This window comes from Zobellia sp. B3R18 (assembly GCF_018860715.1).
GTDB classification, from domain to species: Bacteria; Bacteroidota; Bacteroidia; order Flavobacteriales; family Flavobacteriaceae; genus Zobellia; species Zobellia russellii.
Genome location: NZ_JAHKQG010000010.1, coordinates 21,304 through 38,209, shown reverse-complemented (window position 1 = coordinate 38,209; position 16,906 = coordinate 21,304). Strand labels below are relative to the sequence as shown.

Genomic DNA, 16,906 nt, shown 5'->3' with positions numbered 1-16,906 from the left:
AAATTAATTACCGTAATTATGAGCAAAACTAAATTAGAGTACATCTGGTTGGATGGATATTTCCCTACACAGAACATGCGTAGCAAGACCAAAGTCGTAAACGATTTTGGAGGAAAATTAGAAGATTGTGAAATGTGGTCTTTTGATGGAAGTTCAACAAGACAAGCAGAAGGTGGATCTTCAGATTGTTTATTAAAGCCAGTTGCCATTTACCCAGATCCTGCACGTAGAGATGCATACTTGGTAATGACCGAGGTTTTAAATGCCGATGGGACACCACATGTATCTAACGGTAGAGCAACTATTGATGATGATGATAACGATTTCTGGTTCGGGTTTGAGCAAGAATACTTTATTATGGATACGGCCACTCAACTTCCTTTAGGTTTCCCTATTGGTGGTTACCCTGCTCCACAGGGAATGTACTACTGTTCCGTAGGTGGTAAAAACACTCACGGTAGAGATATCGTAGAAGAGCACGCTGATCTTTGTATTGATGCAGGATTGAACTTTGAAGGAATTAACCAAGAGGTTGCTTCTGGACAATGGGAGTTTCAATTATTTGCTAAAGGCGCTAAAAAAGCCGGAGATGAAATCTGGGTTGCTAGATACCTTTTAGATAGATTAACAGAGCAACATGGTTACTATATTGAGTACCACCCAAAACCATTAGGAAAAGACATGGATTGGAACGGTTCTGGTATGCACGCCAACTTCTCTAACAACACATTAAGAACTTGTGGCGATAAAGAAACTTACGAGAAAATTTGTGAGGCTTTCCGTCCAGTAGTAAAAGAGCACATTGCCGTTTACGGTGAATTTAACGACCAACGTTTGACCGGTCTTCACGAAACTGCTTCTATTACCGACTTTAGTTATGGTATTTCAGATAGAGGTGCTTCTATACGTATTCCAATCATTACAGTTGAACAAGGCTGGAAAGGTTGGTTAGAAGATCGTAGACCAGCTTCTAACGGTGATCCATACAAAATTGCAGGTAGAATCATCAAGACAGTTAAGTCTGCAGATGTATAATTGCATATAATTTTTTTGTTGTTGACATAATGTAAAACGTCCGAACCCATGGGTTCGGACGTTTTTTTTACATCTAGTTATTTTAATAGGAGAATTTAATCCTCCTTAAATCCTTCCCAAGTACGCACTGCATTTACGGCCTCATCCGTATAATCCGTAAAAACACCATCTACACCGGCATCAAAGAACAAGTGATATTCAGCTTGAGCATTACCCTTGCTCCACTTCTCATCTTCGTTTCTAAAGGTATAAGGGTGTACATCTAAATCATACTTATGGGCCAAATCAATAAAATCGGTTTTTGGCAGAACAGTAATCGCCCCACTCTCATCCCTCGAAAAGGAAATTACAAAAGGTTTCCATGGTCCTATACCATCTGCATATTCAGAAGCAAAGCGCATACCTTCTTCCGTAGAGAAATACTCATAAGTTCTAGCATCCCCATTGGCATAAAAATCAAAAGGAGCGGCATACGAAATAAAATCGCCCTCAGGAACATTAAAATCTAACGTACCATCTGCATTTACATTATAGGTTGATATAAGTTGAACCAACTTTACATCTGACTTTGAGTTGATGTACTGCAAAGGAGCCACCTCAAAACACTGTACAAATACAGGCGAATGGTAAGAATTTAATTTTGCTTCGGACAACTTCTCTAACAAAGCATCTTCAATAGCAAGCCCCAATTGATTGTGAAAGTACGGATGCTTCATTTCTGGATATATCCCTACTTTTTCTCCTTTTGTAGTTTTTCTTGATTTTGCCAAGGCGATGATTTCGTCCAAAGTTGGAATCTGGAACATACCATCAAAACTATTAGAACGATCGGAACGGGCCTGCTTAGCCTTTAATTTTTTGATTTGCTCCAAAGTAAAATCGGACACAAACCAATCCGTTATTTCCTTTCCGTCTAAGTTTTTGGTAGTTTTTAAATCAGCAAACTCCGGTAAATCCGCAACATTGGTGGTACCCGAGATAAACGGTTCGTGTCTTGCAACTAAAACACTATCCTTGGTCATAACCAAGTCTGGCTCTATATAGTCCGCCCCCATTTCAATAGCTTTTGCGTAAGCCTTTAAGGTATGTTCAGGGTAAATAGACTGTGCGCCCCTGTGCGCTATTACCAATGGCTCTTTACGCTCCTTGTCCTGAGCTCCTCCTCCGATAAAATCATCTAACTTATCGCAAGAAGTAAATAAGGATAAAAAGCATAATCCGGCCATTGACAACAATTTCATTTTTTTCATTTTAGTGGTTTTTAATTTGACACTAAAACAACAAAACACATATTAGCCAAGGGTTAATTTAAGTTACCATATCTATACGATTAGATATAGAAATCTTTAGGAAATTGTAAATAAGCAGAAAAGAGACTTATGAAACCGTAATATAAACAAAGGTGATATAGCAAGCTAACAAAACCAACCCGTCTCGCCATCCCAAACGCAAACCTTTAGGAATGAACACCAAAGGAAGAATAAGAAAAGAAATACCTAGCATCCAAAAAATATCATTACTCAACAACCCTTCATCTACCACTTTAATAGGGGTGATTATAGAAGTGATTCCCAATACCGCTAGAAGATTAAAAATATTGGACCCAAGAAGGTTACCTAAGGAGATTGCTTTTTCTTTTTTAATAACTGCGATTACAGATGCGGCCAATTCCGGTATACTTGTACCAACAGAAACAACCGTTACTGCAATTACACGCTCACTAACACCGTATAGTGTAGCCAAACCTACAGCCCCGTTAATAAGCAGTTCCGAGCCGCCCCAAAGCGCTGTACCCCCAAGTCCTAAAAACAATACCAATTTATATAAAGGCAAAGGTTCATCATCTTCGGGCGCTTCATCCTCAACGGCCTGCTTTTGAAAACGGAGTAAATACACCAAGAACAGAAATAAACCTACAACCATAATTATTCCCTCATACTGCTGTAATTCTCCATCAAAAAATATAAACCCGAAAAAAAGCAATGACGCAACCATCATAACAGGCCAATCTGTTGTGTAAAATGTCTTACGCACATCTATACTTCCCATAAGTACGGTTACCGCCAATACCAGTCCTAAATTGGCTATATTGGACCCTACTACATTGCCCAATGCCAAATCCGGGAAACCATCAAGAGCAGCTTTAATACTAACAATAAGCTCAGGAGCGGAGGTAGCAAAGGACACCACCGTCATACCTATAACAATTTTTGGAATATTCAATCGTAATGAAAGTGCCACAGCCGATTTTAAAAGCCAGTTACCGCCGGAAATTAAAAGTGCTAGGCCTAGAACAATAAAAAGAAGATTTTGCATGTACTGGTTTCAGGGTATTATGGAACAAAGATATATAACATTTTAACTTATTGATAGCTTTCTTTCCAGGCCAGCCAAGCATCATTTACTGTAAAACAACTTACTGCCCAAAATGGTTTTACCCAAAAAACATCAATTCTTAACCAAAACTATGCTTAAAAAATAAAACAGCTCTAAAAACACCCCTTCACACATTACACTCTAGAACACTTTAAGCTCATTTAAATTTCAATTTAAAACTTTACTGAAGAGTAAATTTTCAAATTATAAACTTAATTCATTTATACGCTTATAAAACCGCATTCAAATTGAATAATTCGTATCAATTCATTAGGAAATGCACATTTCTTTTAATTATCTTGATTGGATAATCGATTATTACCAGCTATCTATTAACCCTAAAAACCCCTAATTATGATTACACTTGCTAAACTTCTATTATTAATTCTAGTATCGCTGATCACGATAGTAGCGTAAGTTAAATCATATAGGCCTATATAATAAAAAGACCGTCATATGACGGTCTTTTACTTTATTTTCAATAAGTTAGTAGATGAGATAAACTAGCAGATGAAAAAAGCATTTTTTAAATTTCTTGCCAAAGTAAACCAATTACTACTCCCCTCCTTTTCTAAAAAAGGTCTAGACCTTTCTAAAGCTTCAAAACTTCAGATGGCTTTAATTGGCTGGCGCTATTTTGTTACCACCCGGGCATTGGACTAATAATTCAAAAGAGCCCTCATAGGAATATCACCTAATTTATGCCTTCCGTTTAAAAAGTCGAGTTCAATTAAAAAGTTACATTGAACTATTTCACCGCCCAGACGCTTTATTAAATCGCATGTAGCTTTTGCTGTGCCACCTGTAGCCAGCACATCATCATGAACCAGTACCTTTTCGCCGGCGAGAATTGCATCGCTATGAATCTCTAAGGTATCGGTACCATATTCCAAATCATAAGTCTGACTGGTTTTTGCTGCAGGTAATTTGTTTGGCTTACGTACAGGAACAAATCCGGCATTTAGTTTTTGCGCCAAAAGAGGTGCGAAAAAAAATCCGCGGCTTTCCATTCCTACTACTTTATCTATAGGAACATCACCCACCATTTCAAGAAGTTTATCTAATGTATATTGCATGGCCTGGGCATTTGCCAACAGCGGTGTTATATCTTTAAAGACGACTCCTTCCTTCGGAAAATTGTCTATATCTCTAATAAAGGTTTTTAAATCCATTTAATATGTAACTTATATTTTGCCGTAAATGTAAAAAGAAATATATTTGCACCCCGTTAGATAAAAAGCTGGCTGTAATAAGTTCCTTTTTATTTCCCTTTTGGAAAATCTAACTGAATACTTTTTATTGGTCCTGTGGCGCAACTGGATAGCGCATCTGACTACGAATCAGAAGGTTACAAGTTCGAATCTTGTCAGGATCACTTCAAAACCCCTTGAAACACCCGTTTCTAGGGGTTTTTTACTTTTAAAACCGTCCATTTGTCCGAAACCTTCCCGACTTTACTATAAATCACACCAAAACATCATTAACACAAATAATATTGTATTTTTATTGTGTTTACACAATAATATTATAATTTTACTTGTGTAAACAATTATTTAAAAACCTGTATTATGAACAAAAAATCTGACTCAGAAAAACTTCAAACAGTTTTAAATGCACTCAATTTAACCGCCAATGCTTTTAGCCAAAAACTTGGGTACAAAAGCCATTCTTCCGTATATCACGTGCTAGACCCAAGGAGAAAATCAAAACTTAACACCAATATGGTTAGGAAAATAGTAAACACATTCCCAAATATTAACAATGATTATCTAATAGAAGGCGAACTTCCTGTATTACTTGATGACAACAGTATCATATCTCAGGCGAATAAATTAAATATTCCTATTCAGACTGATACTGATATCTCTAAAATAAAGAGAATATTGGATATTCCAGATCAACTGGATAGAATAGAATCTAAACTGGACCAGTTATTAAGTAAACAATAAAACTTTTAGACAAAGACTATAGTCTACTAACCCTTAAATAATTCACCGCAATGCCTATAATCAAATCCGTAGTAGATTCCAGCCTGGTATATTACCCAAAAACCAATTATACCATTGCTAAATACTTAGACCTTACCAAATTCATATCTCTACTTTCTTTAAACTCTTTATTTTTTTGTCGTCTGGATAAACTAGAAGACCATTTTGAAGGAACTACGTCAAAATTTAATATAGAACGTAGAAAGCGAAATTTTAAGAAACAGCGTTCATTGAGTGCTAATTTACCTAAGTTATCAGAAGAAGAACTAGATGAAAAAGTAAAAATAAGCATTGACGCTGATAGAAAATTTAAATCTGTAAGTTGTGTTTGTTGTTGGAATAAATATGATTCTGAATCCTCAGCATTATGGAAAATTTATTCAGATTTCAATAAAGGTATAATGATTAAATCGAATATACACAAAATCGAAAATGCCTTTGAACACACCCCAGAAAATTTAAGCTTGAGTGAAGTTAACTATATAAATTATGATACAGACAGTATGCCTCATGGCAATAGAATGCACCCTATAACACATAAACATGAAGCTTATAAATACGAAAATGAAATTAGACTAATTCATGTTGTCAAATACGGACATGGATTTTCCTATGACTGGAACACAGAAAAATTTAAATATGGAAAAAATTTAATCGTAAATCTAAATGATTTAATATCAGAAATAGTCATAAGTCCTCTATCCGCAGATTGGTATATAGATTTAATAAAAGATATATGCAGTAAATATGGGCTACAAAAGAAAATTAGAAAATCCGATTTAGCCAAGTAAAAGTACAAACAACTTGTCAATGTAACATCTATTACACTACCCTAAACGCTTTAGCTTTACATTTGTACAAATTTTTAATATGGATAGCATACTTCAACCCTGGCCATGGTACATTTCTGGTCCATTAATCACCTTGGTGATGGTTTTTCTCATCTATTTTGGAAAGACTTTTGGCATGTCTTCTAACCTAAGAACTTTTTGTAGTATTGGAGGGGCTGGAAAATATTCCGATTTTTTCAAGTTTGATTGGAAAGCGCAACGATGGAACCTTACTGTAGTACTTGGTGCTATTATAGGTGGTTTTATTGCCGTTAACTTTCTATCGGATGGTTCTGCTATAGAACTTAACCCACAAACCGTATTGGACCTAAAAGAACTGGGTTTTGAAAATGCCGGCACTTCCTTGCTACCGGCCGAAATCTATGATTGGAACCACGTATTGACTTTAAAAGGCCTGGCTGTTTTAATAGTAGGTGGCTTTCTAGTTGGTTTTGGGACCCGTTATGCCGGTGGCTGTACTTCTGGGCACGCCATTACCGGCTTAAGCAACCTTCAACTACCTTCTTTAATTGCCGTTATCGGCTTTTTTGCAGGAGGACTTATTATGACACACTTTCTATTACCCCTAATTTTTTAAGGCATGAAGTTTCTAAAATTCTTACTTGTTGGTATATTTTTTGGCATTGTATTGGTTAAATCAGAAGCTGTTTCTTGGTACCGAATATTTGAAATGTTCAAGTTTCAATCATTTCATATGTATGGAATCATCGGCTCGGCCGTGGTACTAGGAGCTATTTCCGTGTGGGCAATTAAAAAATTCCGTGTAAAAAGTATAGAGGGGAAAGAAATAAATCTTCCCCCTAAAGATAAAAGTTTTATCCGTTATATATTGGGCGGTACCATATTTGGATTAGGATGGGCGCTAGCGGGTGCATGCCCGGGCCCTATGTATATACTCTTAGGAGCTGGGTTCTTTAGTATGCTCATTGTTATAGCGGCCGCCACGCTTGGCACATTTGCCTATGGCGTGCTTAGAAACAAACTTCCACACTAAAACCTATAGAAATCCTAGACGATTTCCGCACTTAGACCCGCCTGTAGCAATTTGCTACATCTAGGTTCTAAATCTTTGTACTCACCTGTCTTTACGGTACACTTACCATTGTAATGTACAATAAGGGAGCATTGCTCCGCTTGCACAGGTGTATGATCACATACATCAACCAAAGTTTCTATAACATGGTCAAAAGTATTTACATCATCATTAAAAACAACAATTTCATTTTGTTTTACTACTTCTTCCTCTAATAGTAGCTCTTCCGATACTTTTTCTTTGAAACTCATACAATCAATTTAAAATAGTATACCCTTCTAAAATACGTATTTTACTGCAACCCAATTATTTTTTTTCAGATTTTTTTCAAACTTTAACCCTGACTTCAGGCACTGTTCCGAAATTAAGGGAATATCTTCTTCATAGAAACCGCTTAAGAATAGGATTCCGTTTTCCCTTAAGTTTTCAGCGTACACCGGTATATCCGCCAGCAAAATATTTCTATTGATATTCGCTAGAATGATATCATATTTCTGTTTACCTAAAAGCGAAGAATCACCTTCAAAAACGGAAATATGTCCACAATTATTACGTTCTACGTTTTCCTTGGCGTTCAAATAGCACCAATTATCAATATCGATAGCATCTACATGACCGGCATTTTTCATTGCCGCCAGTATGGCCAAAACTCCGGTACCACTACCCATATCCAAAACGTCCTTTCCTTCAAAATAATTTTCCAAAATAAACTGAAGCATCATATGAGTGGTTTCATGATGTCCGGTACCAAAGCTCATTTTAGGTTCAATAACAATATCATACTGCACATTGGGCTTTTCATGAAACGGAGCACGAACAACACATTGGTCCGCTACTTGAATTGCCTCAAAATTCTCTTCCCAAGTGGCATTCCAGTTTTCCTGTTCAATCTCTTTTACAGCAAAGTTTACGGTAAACAGCTCATTATCCAGAATTTCAACCGTTTCAAGAATACTCTCGTTCCAGTCGTCTTTCTGAATATAGGCCAACACTCCATCTTCATTTTCCACAAAACTCTCAAAACCAACCTCGCCTAACTCGGCAATTAAAATATCCGAACCAGGCTGCATTGGGGTTACGGAGAAATTATACTCAATATATATAGTGTTGGACATCCTAGTGTTTTTTAACCGACGTTTGGTCGGTTTTTCGTTCGTTAACTTACAAAACTCCCTTGGCTTTGCTATTTAGTATATGGTCATTTCTTTGTTAAATAAACAACCCTTTCCACAAACTGGGAAAGGGCTATTAAAGTAACGTTCCAATCTAAATTTAGATTGCTTTTATAATGGCTACAAAATCATCTGCCACCAATGACGCACCACCAATAAGACCACCGTCTACATCTGGCTTGCCAAAAATCTCTTCTGCATTAGCCGGTTTTACACTACCTCCGTAAAGGATAGAAACATTATTGGCTATTGAAGCATCATAAGCTTCCGTAATGGCCTTGCGGATAAAGGCATGCATTTCCTGTGCTTGTTCCGGTGAAGCCGTTTCACCTGTTCCAATAGCCCAAACCGGCTCATAGGCCAAAACTATTTTACTCCAATCCGATGCGTCCAAAGAGAAAAGCGCATTTTTCAACTGGCTTTCAACAACTTTAAAGTGGTTATCCGATTTTCTATCTTCAAGCTCCTCTCCAAAACAGAACATTACACGAATGTTCTTAGCCAAGGCAGCCTTTACTTTTTTTGCCAATATTTCATCGGTCTCTCCAAAGTAAGCCCTTCTTTCCGAATGTCCAATTATCGCGGTATCAATACCAATACTCAACAACATGTCTGCAGATATTTCTCCGGTATACGCACCACTTTCCGCAAAGTGCATATTCTGGGCAATAACCTCTATGGCCGAAGATTCTAAAGTTCTTACGGCAGATGCCAAGTTTACATAAGTTGGCGCAACCATAACCTCGGCCTGCGTATCCGGTAACTTAGCCGCCAATTCGGTCAACAATGCTTCAGTTTCAGCCAAGTTTTTATTCATTTTCCAGTTTCCTGCAACAATTTTGCTTCTCATTTTTTAAGTGTTTAGTGTTATTGTATGGGGTTGATTCATTTTCATCGACTTCTGAAATTATTCAAAAACCAACTCATCCAAATCGTTATAATGTACTTTTTGTTTGATTGTTCCTTTCTCCAAGACCAAAGCCCCTGGGTTGGAACGTACTATTGTTTTTAATGCGGTTTCATCTGTGAAATAGAATTCAAAATTCAATTTATATTCTTTTCTTAATGCGCCTGTCAACTCATTATTTGAGGCGGACATACCAATGACCTTATACCCTTTCTTTATAGCCTTGTCCGTAACTTTTTTCACCTCGGAATATACATCCTTATTGGTTTTTCTAAGGTCATAAGCTATAATCATGACCAACTTGGGTTCTTGCAGCAAGGTATCCGCAAGGTTCACACCTTCCTGCTCTATGGTAAAATCATGAATAGGAGGCTCGTATCCCTTTTGCACTTCTGTAGTTTCAACATCAATGAATTCTCCATCTACCTGCGGATAATCTCCTTGGGTTACTATAATTTTATCCTCTCCATTCACCTTAAACCGCCAAGCATAATCATAAATAGGCTTTGGAGCATCATCCGGAACAATCATTCCTTCGTTAATATTCGCCCCAATCTTATAGGGTCTAAAGTCTATAACCGGTAGATGGTTTAACACATAGACACAATATCCAATACACAAAACCAAAGAGGCAAGTGTAGCAATTCTTTTAGCATTGGCACCAATTATTGGTGTTATATATTGCTTACCCTTAAAAAGGATTATGATGAACACAAGAAGAATAATGTCTTTCGTAAACGATTCCCAAGGCGTTAGTTTAATTGCATCTCCAAAACAACCGCAATCCGTAACCTTATTGAAATAAGCAGAGTAAAAGGTTAGAAATGTAAAACCTATAATCATGAGCAGCAGACTCCAAACGGTAAATTTTACCCTAAAACCCACTAAGAGCATCACACCCAAAAGCACTTCAAAAATCACGACAAAAATAGAAATGGCAAGTGCATGAGGTTCAAAAAATGTAAGATCAAGAACTCCCGGGCTAAAATATTCTTCTAGCTTGAACGAAAAACCAACCGGATCGTTCAATTTTATAAAACCACTGATAATAAAAAGTATACCTACGATTACTCGGCTAATGCCAACAAGATATTTCATATTATGATTTAGAGTTTACACCAAGATGAATCATTGCAAAAATTGCGTAGTTAACCATATCCTGATAATTGGCATCTATACCTTCGCTCACTAAGGTCTTACCCTTATTATCCTCAATCTGTTTTACACGTAAAAGTTTCTGCAAAATAAGATCTGTTAAGGAACTTACCCTCATGTCTCGCCATGCCTCTCCGTAGTCATGGTTCTTATTTTCCATTAGGGTTTTAGTAACCAAAGCATGCTTATCAAAAAGTGCCACTGCCTCTTCTACGGATAGGTCCGGTTGATCGGCCACGCCTTTCTCCAGCTGAACAAGTGCCATTATGGAATAGTTGATAATCCCAATAAATTCAGAACGCTCGCCCTCATCCACCTTATGAACTTCATTTTCCTGAAGACCCCTAATGCGCTGGGCCTTAATAAAAATCTGGTCGGTTAACGAAGGAAGTCTTAGTATACGCCAAGCACTACCGTAATCCTTCATTTTCTTTTCAAAGAGGTCTCTACAGGTTTTGATCACCTCATCATATTGTTCGGAAGTCTTCTGCATGGCTATCCTTTCTAATTTGCGTAAATTTCACTCAAAATTCTGAATTTTTCAAAGTTCGTGTTTTAAACTTGGTTAATCAAGGGAATACCGCTTCAACTTTATCATATATGACACTAAATTGCAAAGGTCGCCTCATCCAATTATCCACCCCAAAAGTGATGGGCATATTAAACTGTACTCCAGACTCATTTTACGATGGCGGAAAATACAGGGACAACGACTCCATTTTAAAGCAGACCGAGAAAATGCTGAACGATGGCGCCACCTTTATAGATGTGGGTGGTTACAGTTCCAGACCGGGTGCCGAACATGTTACGGAAGAAGAGGAGTTAAAACGCATGCTTCCCCTAACCGAACTATTACTGAAGCACTTCCCGGATATTATTCTGTCCATTGACACCTTTAGAAGCAAAGTGGCCGCTGCCTGTCTTGATGCCGGAGCTGCCATGATAAATGATATTTCCGCCGGAAAGCTGGACGACCAAATGCTACTGACCGTGGCCAAACATCGTGTGCCCTACATAATGATGCACATGAAAGGCACACCCCAAACCATGCAACAGCAAACAACGTACAATGACCTTCTAGTTGATATAATTTCCTATTTCTCCGAACGGATTAATGCCGCCAAGGCCTTGGGAATTGTAGACATTGTTATAGACCCTGGGTTTGGGTTTGCAAAAACCTTGGAGCAGAATTATGAAGTTTTACAAAAACTTGGGCTTTTCAAAAATCTTGAGCATCCATTGCTTATAGGCCTAAGCCGAAAATCCATGATTTACAAAGTGCTTAAAACCGATGCAAAAAATGCTTTAAACGGAACCACTGCCCTTAATATGGCCGCAATTATGAACGGCGCCAATATTTTAAGGGTTCATGACGTTAAAGAAGCGTATGAATGTGTTAAACTTGCAGAAGAATTAATGCCTTGTTAAAAGTGTATGGATTTCACTAATTTTACAAAAACACCTCCGGATTGGACTTTCTGAATTTTCTAGAATTTAAGATTACCGATATACTAGACATTATTCTAGTAGCCATACTCTTGTACTATGTTTACAAGTTGGTACGGGGTTCTGTTGCCATTAATATCTTTATTGGAATTGTAATTGTCTGGGGATTCTGGAAATTGACCGAACTCTTGGGCATGGAAATGATCAGCAGTCTGGTTGGTGCCTTTATGCAAGTGGGACTTATTGCCCTAATCATCGTTTTTCAGCAAGAGATAAGGAAGTTCCTGTTAATGATCGGTTCTACCAATTTTGCCAATAAACGAAACTTTATAAAGCATTTTAAATTTTTAAGGCAAGATGGCGTAACCGTGAGTATGGATGTAGACGCCATTGTTGCTGCCTGCAAAAAAATGAGCTCTACCAAAACCGGTGCTTTGATCGTACTGGAGCGAAACAACTCTTTGGATTTCATTAAATCTTCAGGCGATAAAATGTTCATTGAAGTGAACAAACCAATTCTTGAGAGTATCTTTTACAAGAACAGCACGCTACATGATGGTGCCGCAATAATAGAAAACAACCACATTGTAGCTACACGTGCAATTTTACCGGTTTCCAATGAACGTAATATTCCATTGCGCTACGGACTTAGGCATAGGGCCGCCGTTGGGGTTACTGAAAAAACAGATGCCTTGGCACTTGTTGTAAGTGAAGAGACCGGAAATATATCTTATATAAAAAACGGAAGATTTATTGATTTTGGCAGCATGGACGAGCTGACCGCAATAATAAAAGAAGACTTAATAGACTAAGCTACTTCTTCCGAAAGAAACTGTGCCTCGTAAAGGTTACTGTAATACCCTCCTTTTTTCAACAGCTGCTTGTGGGTTCCAGTTTCAACAATTTTACCGGCATCCATTACAATAATAGTATCGGCTTTTTTAATCGTAGCTAAACGATGCGCAATTATTATAGAGGTTCTGCCTTCTGTTATTTTCTCCGTAGCCCTCTGTATAAGTTGTTCAGAATAGGTGTCTACGGAAGACGTTGCCTCATCCAAAACCAAAATACTGGGGTTACTTACATAGGCCCGTAAAAATGCAATAAGTTGGCGTTGCCCACTGGAAAGCATTGTTCCCCTTTCCTTTACATTATACTTATAGCCATCCGGAAGACTGGTAATAAATTCATCTACCCCAATCTGTTTGGCCGCTTCTTCAATAAGCTCTAAAGTAACATTTGAGTCCTTTAAGGATATATTGTTCTCTATAGTATCCGCAAAAAGGAACACATCTTGAAGAACAACTGCTATTTGAGACCTAAGCGATGCCAAACTGAAATCTTTAATATCCACTCCATCAACTAAAATAGAGCCTGAATTAATTTCATAGAAGCGATTCAATAAATTAATTATTGTGGATTTTCCGGCACCGGTAGCTCCTACAATTGCTACCGTCTCCCCTGCTTTTACCTCAAATGAAATACCATGCAAGACTTCCTCATCTTCCAAATATCCAAAACGTACGTTCTTAAAGGTTATATCTCCTTTTACATTCTCTTTGACCACAGTACCCACATCCTGTATATTACTTTGGGTATCTAAAATTTTAAAGACCCGGTTAGCCGCTACCATACCCATTTGCAACGTATTGAACTTATCCGCAATTTGGCGCAAGGGCCTAAAAAGCATATCGATCAACAGTATAAATGCAAATAACGTACCCAGCTCTTCCTTAGAAAGGTCGGATACATTTTGGAGTCCGCCGTACCAAACAATTAAACCCACAGCAATTGACGAAACGATTTCTGCAATCGGGAAAAAGATGGAATTGTACCAAACCGTTTTTAACCAAGCGTTTTGGTGTTTTTCATTAATGACCCTAAATTTCTCGCTTTCAATTTTTTCACGCGTGAACAACTGCACGATTTTCATGCCCGTTATTCTTTCCTGCACAAAAGAATTGAGATTGGACACCTGGGCCCTAACTTCGGCAAACGCCACTTTCATTGCCTTTTGAAACAAACGTGTTGCATAAAGAATTAATGGTAAAATGGCAAAAACGATGAGGGCCAGCCGCCAGTTCATTATCAACATTACCACGGCCGCCACGAACATTTTCAATAAATCCGCAACAATCACAAAAAAGCCTTGGCTAAAAATTTCACCGATCCGCTGCATATCTGCAACGGCCCGTGTTACCAGCACGCCCAATGAGGAATTATCAAAATATTTCATTCTGAAACCCAGCATATGCTTAAATAGGTTGATACGGATATCCTTTATAACAGATTCCCCTAACCAGTTGGCGTAGTAATTAAACAAAAGCTGACAAATAACCTGCCCCAAAAGAACACCTGCCATGGCCATAGTAAGAAACAACAGCTTGTCTTCGTCTCCCAATTTAATGGCATCATCAATAATTCTCTGAACAATTATTGGGGTCATCACGGCAAATCCGGATAACAGAATAGCCGCAAGGGCTACCCCGTAAAAAGTAACTCGATACGGACGTGTATGCGCTAACAGCCGTTTGAACAGCCTCATGTCAAATGCTTTTCCCGAATCTTTATCCATTTTTTTCAGTAATCTTTTTGGGGTATAAAACAGAGGTCAAATATAGCCCTTTTGCCGGTACCGATGGGCCGGCATTACCCCTGTTCTTGCTATTTATGATTGATTTAACATGGGCCGGTTTTATTTTTCCCGTGCCTACATCCAGTAACGTACCAACCACGGCGCGTACCATATTTCTTAAAAAGCGATCTGCTGTTATAGTAAACACCAATTTATCGTCTTTTATTTCCCAAACTGCCTTTTTAACATCGCACAAATAGGTCTTTACGTCTGTGTGTGTCTTGGAAAAACATTCAAAATCACTGAATTGTAAAAGGAATTGAGCAGCATCGTTCATAGCTCCTATATCCAAGGGGTGTTTTACGTAATGGGCAAAATCAATATAAAACGGATTTTTATTTTGTAGCACCCAATATTCATAGGTACGCTCTTGGGCATCAAAACGGGCGTGGGCATCTTCATGAACAGCAAAAATATCATGAACGGCAATAGCTTCGGGCAAAAGCGAATTCAACCTATAAACCAATTGCTCCAAGTTTTGAATCTCGTCAACCTCAAAATGAGCGAACATTTGTTTGGCATGCACACCCGCATCTGTCCTTCCCGCACCGGTCAAAGCCAGAGGAGTCCGTAACAAAGTAGAAAATGCCTTTTCCAGAACTTCCTGTACAGAAATTGCGTTGGGCTGGTTTTGCCAACCATGGTAATCCTTGCCCAAGTATGAAAATTCAACGAAATATCTCAACCGAAACCTTTAATTTTGTGAGCAGCAAAGATACTTTTCTTTGAACAAACGAAACAAGGCACTATAAAATAGTAGCCGAGCCACAACCCATCATTTAATTTCAAATCCGTTTATGACCAAGATTCTATTGCTATCCGACACCCATTCGCATATGGATGATACTATTTTAAAATTTGCCCGTCAAGCGGATGAAATATGGCATGCAGGCGATATAGGCACTTTGGAAGTAACCGATACCTTAAAAAAAATTAAACCCCTAAGAGCGGTTTACGGAAACATAGACGACCATGTTATTCAAAAAGAATTTCCATTAGATAGTCGTTTTTTCTGTGAAGGTGTAGAAGTTTATATGACGCACATTGGCGGATACCCACCCAAATACAATATTAGAACCCGCGATGTTATTAAAGCAAACCCACCTAAACTGTTCATTTGCGGACATTCACATATCCTAAAAGTAATGATGGACAAAAAATTGGGTGTGCTACATATGAATCCCGGTGCCTGCGGAAAGCACGGTTTTCACCAAATGAGAACAATGCTTCGTTTTGTAATTGATGGAAATGACATAAAGGATCTAGAAGTAATAGAAATTGGAAAAAGGTAAAAATATAGGGCACCAAAACCATTGGGCGCCCCAATTTTTTACCCTAGCTAATATTCCAAAGAAAGGCCCAATGAAAAAGTGCCCCCGTCATATATATTCTTTCGCTCTACCAAAAAACCGGAATAATCGGAATAGTTGGCTACCAAATTCAAATGGTTCGTTAACTTGTACATAGACGTTAAACCAAAATTGGTAAACGTAGTTCCTTCACCATATAGAAAAGAACCGCTTTGAACATTGTTCTCGGACGATAACCGTTCTTGAATTTTTAACTTCCCTATTAGATACAGCTTATCAAAAAACAAGTGCCCTACCTCTGCTCCAACCTGAAGTTGATTGCTAAAAGACTCCGTTCTGAAATTGATGCTTGTAAAGGCGGAAGCATACGTTTTTCCGTTAGCAAAACCATGAGATGCCGCTAAGGTGGTCCATACATTAAATTCCCCGTCCGAAAGCGGAAGGTTAATTTCGTTAAACTGGCCAAAGTCATCCGCAGTGTTGGATCGCGCAAAATTCTCACCATCATTACTAGGTATATCCAACCCAACTTGAAGCGATAACGGAAAGCTCTTTAACAGTCTATATTTTATTGCCAATTGAATGTTACCTACCCCAGCAACGGTTTCGGTGGTACTAAAACTATTCAATCTTACCAATGGCACATCCAATATAGCGGTAAACCTATCGGAAATACCGTACTCACCGTAAATCAAAAGTCCGCCACTGTTGAACGTACTGCCCTGATCGGCCAGTCTACCTTCTGTAGTATAGTAATCATTAGAGGAAAAATATGATGCAGTAGCCTGAACATAAAATCCCTTTGCTTCTCTTGTCCACCCACTCTGCGCCTGTACATAAGCTGCACAAAAGGAGAATACCAAGAGAACTATATATTTATTATTTTTCATAACTCTGTTTTATTTGTTTGGGCGAGCTAACCTATTTGTTCGCTTCACCCAAAAAAGAAAAAGCCTTTGGGAGACATAGAAAAACAGAATCATGTGTCTCTATTCCCA

General features: G+C 38.1%; 20 protein-coding genes and 1 tRNA gene. 10 read left to right on the top strand and 11 right to left on the bottom strand.

All coding sequences use genetic code 11. From position 1 onward, the window contains the following. Positions 1-18: 18 nt before the first annotated feature. The gene (locus tag KO513_RS05470; RefSeq protein ID WP_215912610.1) at positions 19-1,035 is read left to right on the top strand and encodes a glutamine synthetase beta-grasp domain-containing protein; all 1,017 of its coding nucleotides are present in this window, start codon (positions 19-21) and stop codon (positions 1,033-1,035) included. Between the two features lie 95 nt (positions 1,036-1,130). Here the strand turns inward: KO513_RS05470 and KO513_RS05465 are convergent, their stop codons facing one another. Next, entirely contained in the window at positions 1,131-2,285 is a 1,155-nt protein-coding gene (locus KO513_RS05465) for a glycerophosphodiester phosphodiesterase (protein ID WP_215912609.1), read from the bottom strand. A 127-nt stretch (positions 2,286-2,412) separates the two neighbouring features. Further along, positions 2,413-3,351 (bottom strand): calcium/sodium antiporter, encoded by a 939-nt coding sequence (locus KO513_RS05460; RefSeq protein ID WP_215912608.1) that lies wholly within the window; start codon positions 3,349-3,351, stop codon positions 2,413-2,415. 570 nt (positions 3,352-3,921) lie between these two features. Here KO513_RS05460 and KO513_RS05455 point away from each other — a divergent pair. Further along, positions 3,922-4,074 carry an SsrA-binding protein gene (locus KO513_RS05455; RefSeq protein ID WP_215912607.1) on the top strand — a complete coding sequence of 51 codons (153 nt, stop codon included), beginning with the start codon at positions 3,922-3,924 and terminating at the stop codon, positions 4,072-4,074. Here the strand turns inward: KO513_RS05455 and KO513_RS05450 are convergent. Beyond that, on the bottom strand, positions 4,071-4,583 hold the full coding sequence (locus KO513_RS05450; RefSeq protein WP_038238646.1) for an adenine phosphoribosyltransferase: 513 nt from the start codon (positions 4,581-4,583) through the stop codon (positions 4,071-4,073). The two genes, KO513_RS05455 and KO513_RS05450, sit on opposite strands and share 4 nt — an antisense overlap. A 129-nt stretch (positions 4,584-4,712) precedes the next feature. On the opposite strand from KO513_RS05450, the gene KO513_RS05445 reads away from it, so the two are divergent. From KO513_RS05445 to KO513_RS05425, 5 genes are all read left to right on the top strand, one after another. Beyond that, a tRNA-Arg gene (locus KO513_RS05445) sits at positions 4,713-4,786 on the top strand. 193 nt (positions 4,787-4,979) lie between these two features. Next, complete coding sequence (locus KO513_RS05440; protein ID WP_215912606.1) at positions 4,980-5,360, top strand: hypothetical protein; 381 nt, start codon at positions 4,980-4,982, stop codon at positions 5,358-5,360. Positions 5,361-5,410: 50 nt separating this feature from the next. Next, on the top strand, positions 5,411-6,190 hold the full coding sequence (locus KO513_RS05435) for a hypothetical protein (RefSeq protein WP_215912605.1): 780 nt from the start codon (positions 5,411-5,413) through the stop codon (positions 6,188-6,190). A 79-nt stretch (positions 6,191-6,269) separates the two neighbouring features. Continuing rightward, a complete protein-coding gene (locus KO513_RS05430) occupies positions 6,270-6,827 on the top strand; it encodes a YeeE/YedE family protein (RefSeq protein WP_215912604.1) in 558 nt (185 codons plus the stop codon). 3 nt (positions 6,828-6,830) lie between these two features. After that, positions 6,831-7,244 carry a DUF6691 family protein gene (locus KO513_RS05425; protein WP_215912603.1) on the top strand — a complete coding sequence of 138 codons (414 nt, stop codon included), beginning with the start codon at positions 6,831-6,833 and terminating at the stop codon, positions 7,242-7,244. 14 nt (positions 7,245-7,258) lie between these two features. On the opposite strand, the gene KO513_RS05420 is transcribed toward KO513_RS05425, so the two are convergent. The 5 genes from KO513_RS05420 to KO513_RS05400 form a co-directional block, all read right to left on the bottom strand. After that, positions 7,259-7,534 carry an ATP-dependent Clp protease adaptor ClpS gene (locus tag KO513_RS05420; RefSeq protein WP_215441384.1) on the bottom strand — a complete coding sequence of 92 codons (276 nt, stop codon included), beginning with the start codon at positions 7,532-7,534 and terminating at the stop codon, positions 7,259-7,261. A gap of 27 nt (positions 7,535-7,561) precedes the next feature. Then, the gene (prmA, locus tag KO513_RS05415) at positions 7,562-8,398 is read right to left on the bottom strand and encodes a 50S ribosomal protein L11 methyltransferase (protein WP_215912602.1); all 837 of its coding nucleotides are present in this window, start codon (positions 8,396-8,398) and stop codon (positions 7,562-7,564) included. A 157-nt stretch (positions 8,399-8,555) separates the two neighbouring features. Next, on the bottom strand, positions 8,556-9,305 hold the full coding sequence (gene tpiA / locus KO513_RS05410) for a triose-phosphate isomerase (RefSeq protein ID WP_215912601.1): 750 nt from the start codon (positions 9,303-9,305) through the stop codon (positions 8,556-8,558). Between the two features lie 57 nt (positions 9,306-9,362). Then, positions 9,363-10,460 carry a BT_3928 family protein gene (locus KO513_RS05405; protein WP_215912600.1) on the bottom strand — a complete coding sequence of 366 codons (1,098 nt, stop codon included), beginning with the start codon at positions 10,458-10,460 and terminating at the stop codon, positions 9,363-9,365. A gap of 1 nt (position 10,461) precedes the next feature. Beyond that, a complete protein-coding gene (locus KO513_RS05400) occupies positions 10,462-11,010 on the bottom strand; it encodes a DUF1599 domain-containing protein (RefSeq protein ID WP_215912599.1) in 549 nt (182 codons plus the stop codon). A gap of 107 nt (positions 11,011-11,117) precedes the next feature. Here KO513_RS05400 and folP point away from each other — a divergent pair, with 107 nt between their 5' ends. Then, the gene (gene folP, locus KO513_RS05395) at positions 11,118-11,945 is read left to right on the top strand and encodes a dihydropteroate synthase (RefSeq protein WP_215912598.1); all 828 of its coding nucleotides are present in this window, start codon (positions 11,118-11,120) and stop codon (positions 11,943-11,945) included. A gap of 41 nt (positions 11,946-11,986) precedes the next feature. Next, positions 11,987-12,775: a diadenylate cyclase gene (locus KO513_RS05390; protein WP_215912597.1), complete on the top strand. Its 789-nt coding sequence runs from the start codon at positions 11,987-11,989 to the stop codon at positions 12,773-12,775. On the opposite strand, the gene KO513_RS05385 is transcribed toward KO513_RS05390, so the two are convergent. Together KO513_RS05385 and truA are read right to left on the bottom strand one after the other, a co-directional pair. Continuing rightward, positions 12,772-14,538 (bottom strand): ABC transporter ATP-binding protein, encoded by a 1,767-nt coding sequence (locus KO513_RS05385; protein WP_215441377.1) that lies wholly within the window; start codon positions 14,536-14,538, stop codon positions 12,772-12,774. The genes KO513_RS05390 and KO513_RS05385 overlap by 4 nt on opposite strands. After that, positions 14,531-15,283 (bottom strand): tRNA pseudouridine(38-40) synthase TruA, encoded by a 753-nt coding sequence (gene truA / locus KO513_RS05380; RefSeq protein WP_215912596.1) that lies wholly within the window; start codon positions 15,281-15,283, stop codon positions 14,531-14,533. Before truA ends, KO513_RS05385 begins: the two co-directional genes overlap by 8 nt. Positions 15,284-15,395: 112 nt before the next feature. Between truA and KO513_RS05375 the strand changes: the two genes are divergently transcribed. Continuing rightward, the gene (locus tag KO513_RS05375; RefSeq protein ID WP_215912595.1) at positions 15,396-15,890 is read left to right on the top strand and encodes a metallophosphoesterase family protein; all 495 of its coding nucleotides are present in this window, start codon (positions 15,396-15,398) and stop codon (positions 15,888-15,890) included. A 47-nt stretch (positions 15,891-15,937) separates the two neighbouring features. Here KO513_RS05375 and KO513_RS05370 read toward each other — a convergent pair whose 3' ends face one another. After that, the gene (locus tag KO513_RS05370; RefSeq protein ID WP_215912594.1) at positions 15,938-16,798 is read right to left on the bottom strand and encodes a hypothetical protein; all 861 of its coding nucleotides are present in this window, start codon (positions 16,796-16,798) and stop codon (positions 15,938-15,940) included. Positions 16,799-16,906 lie beyond the last annotated feature (108 nt).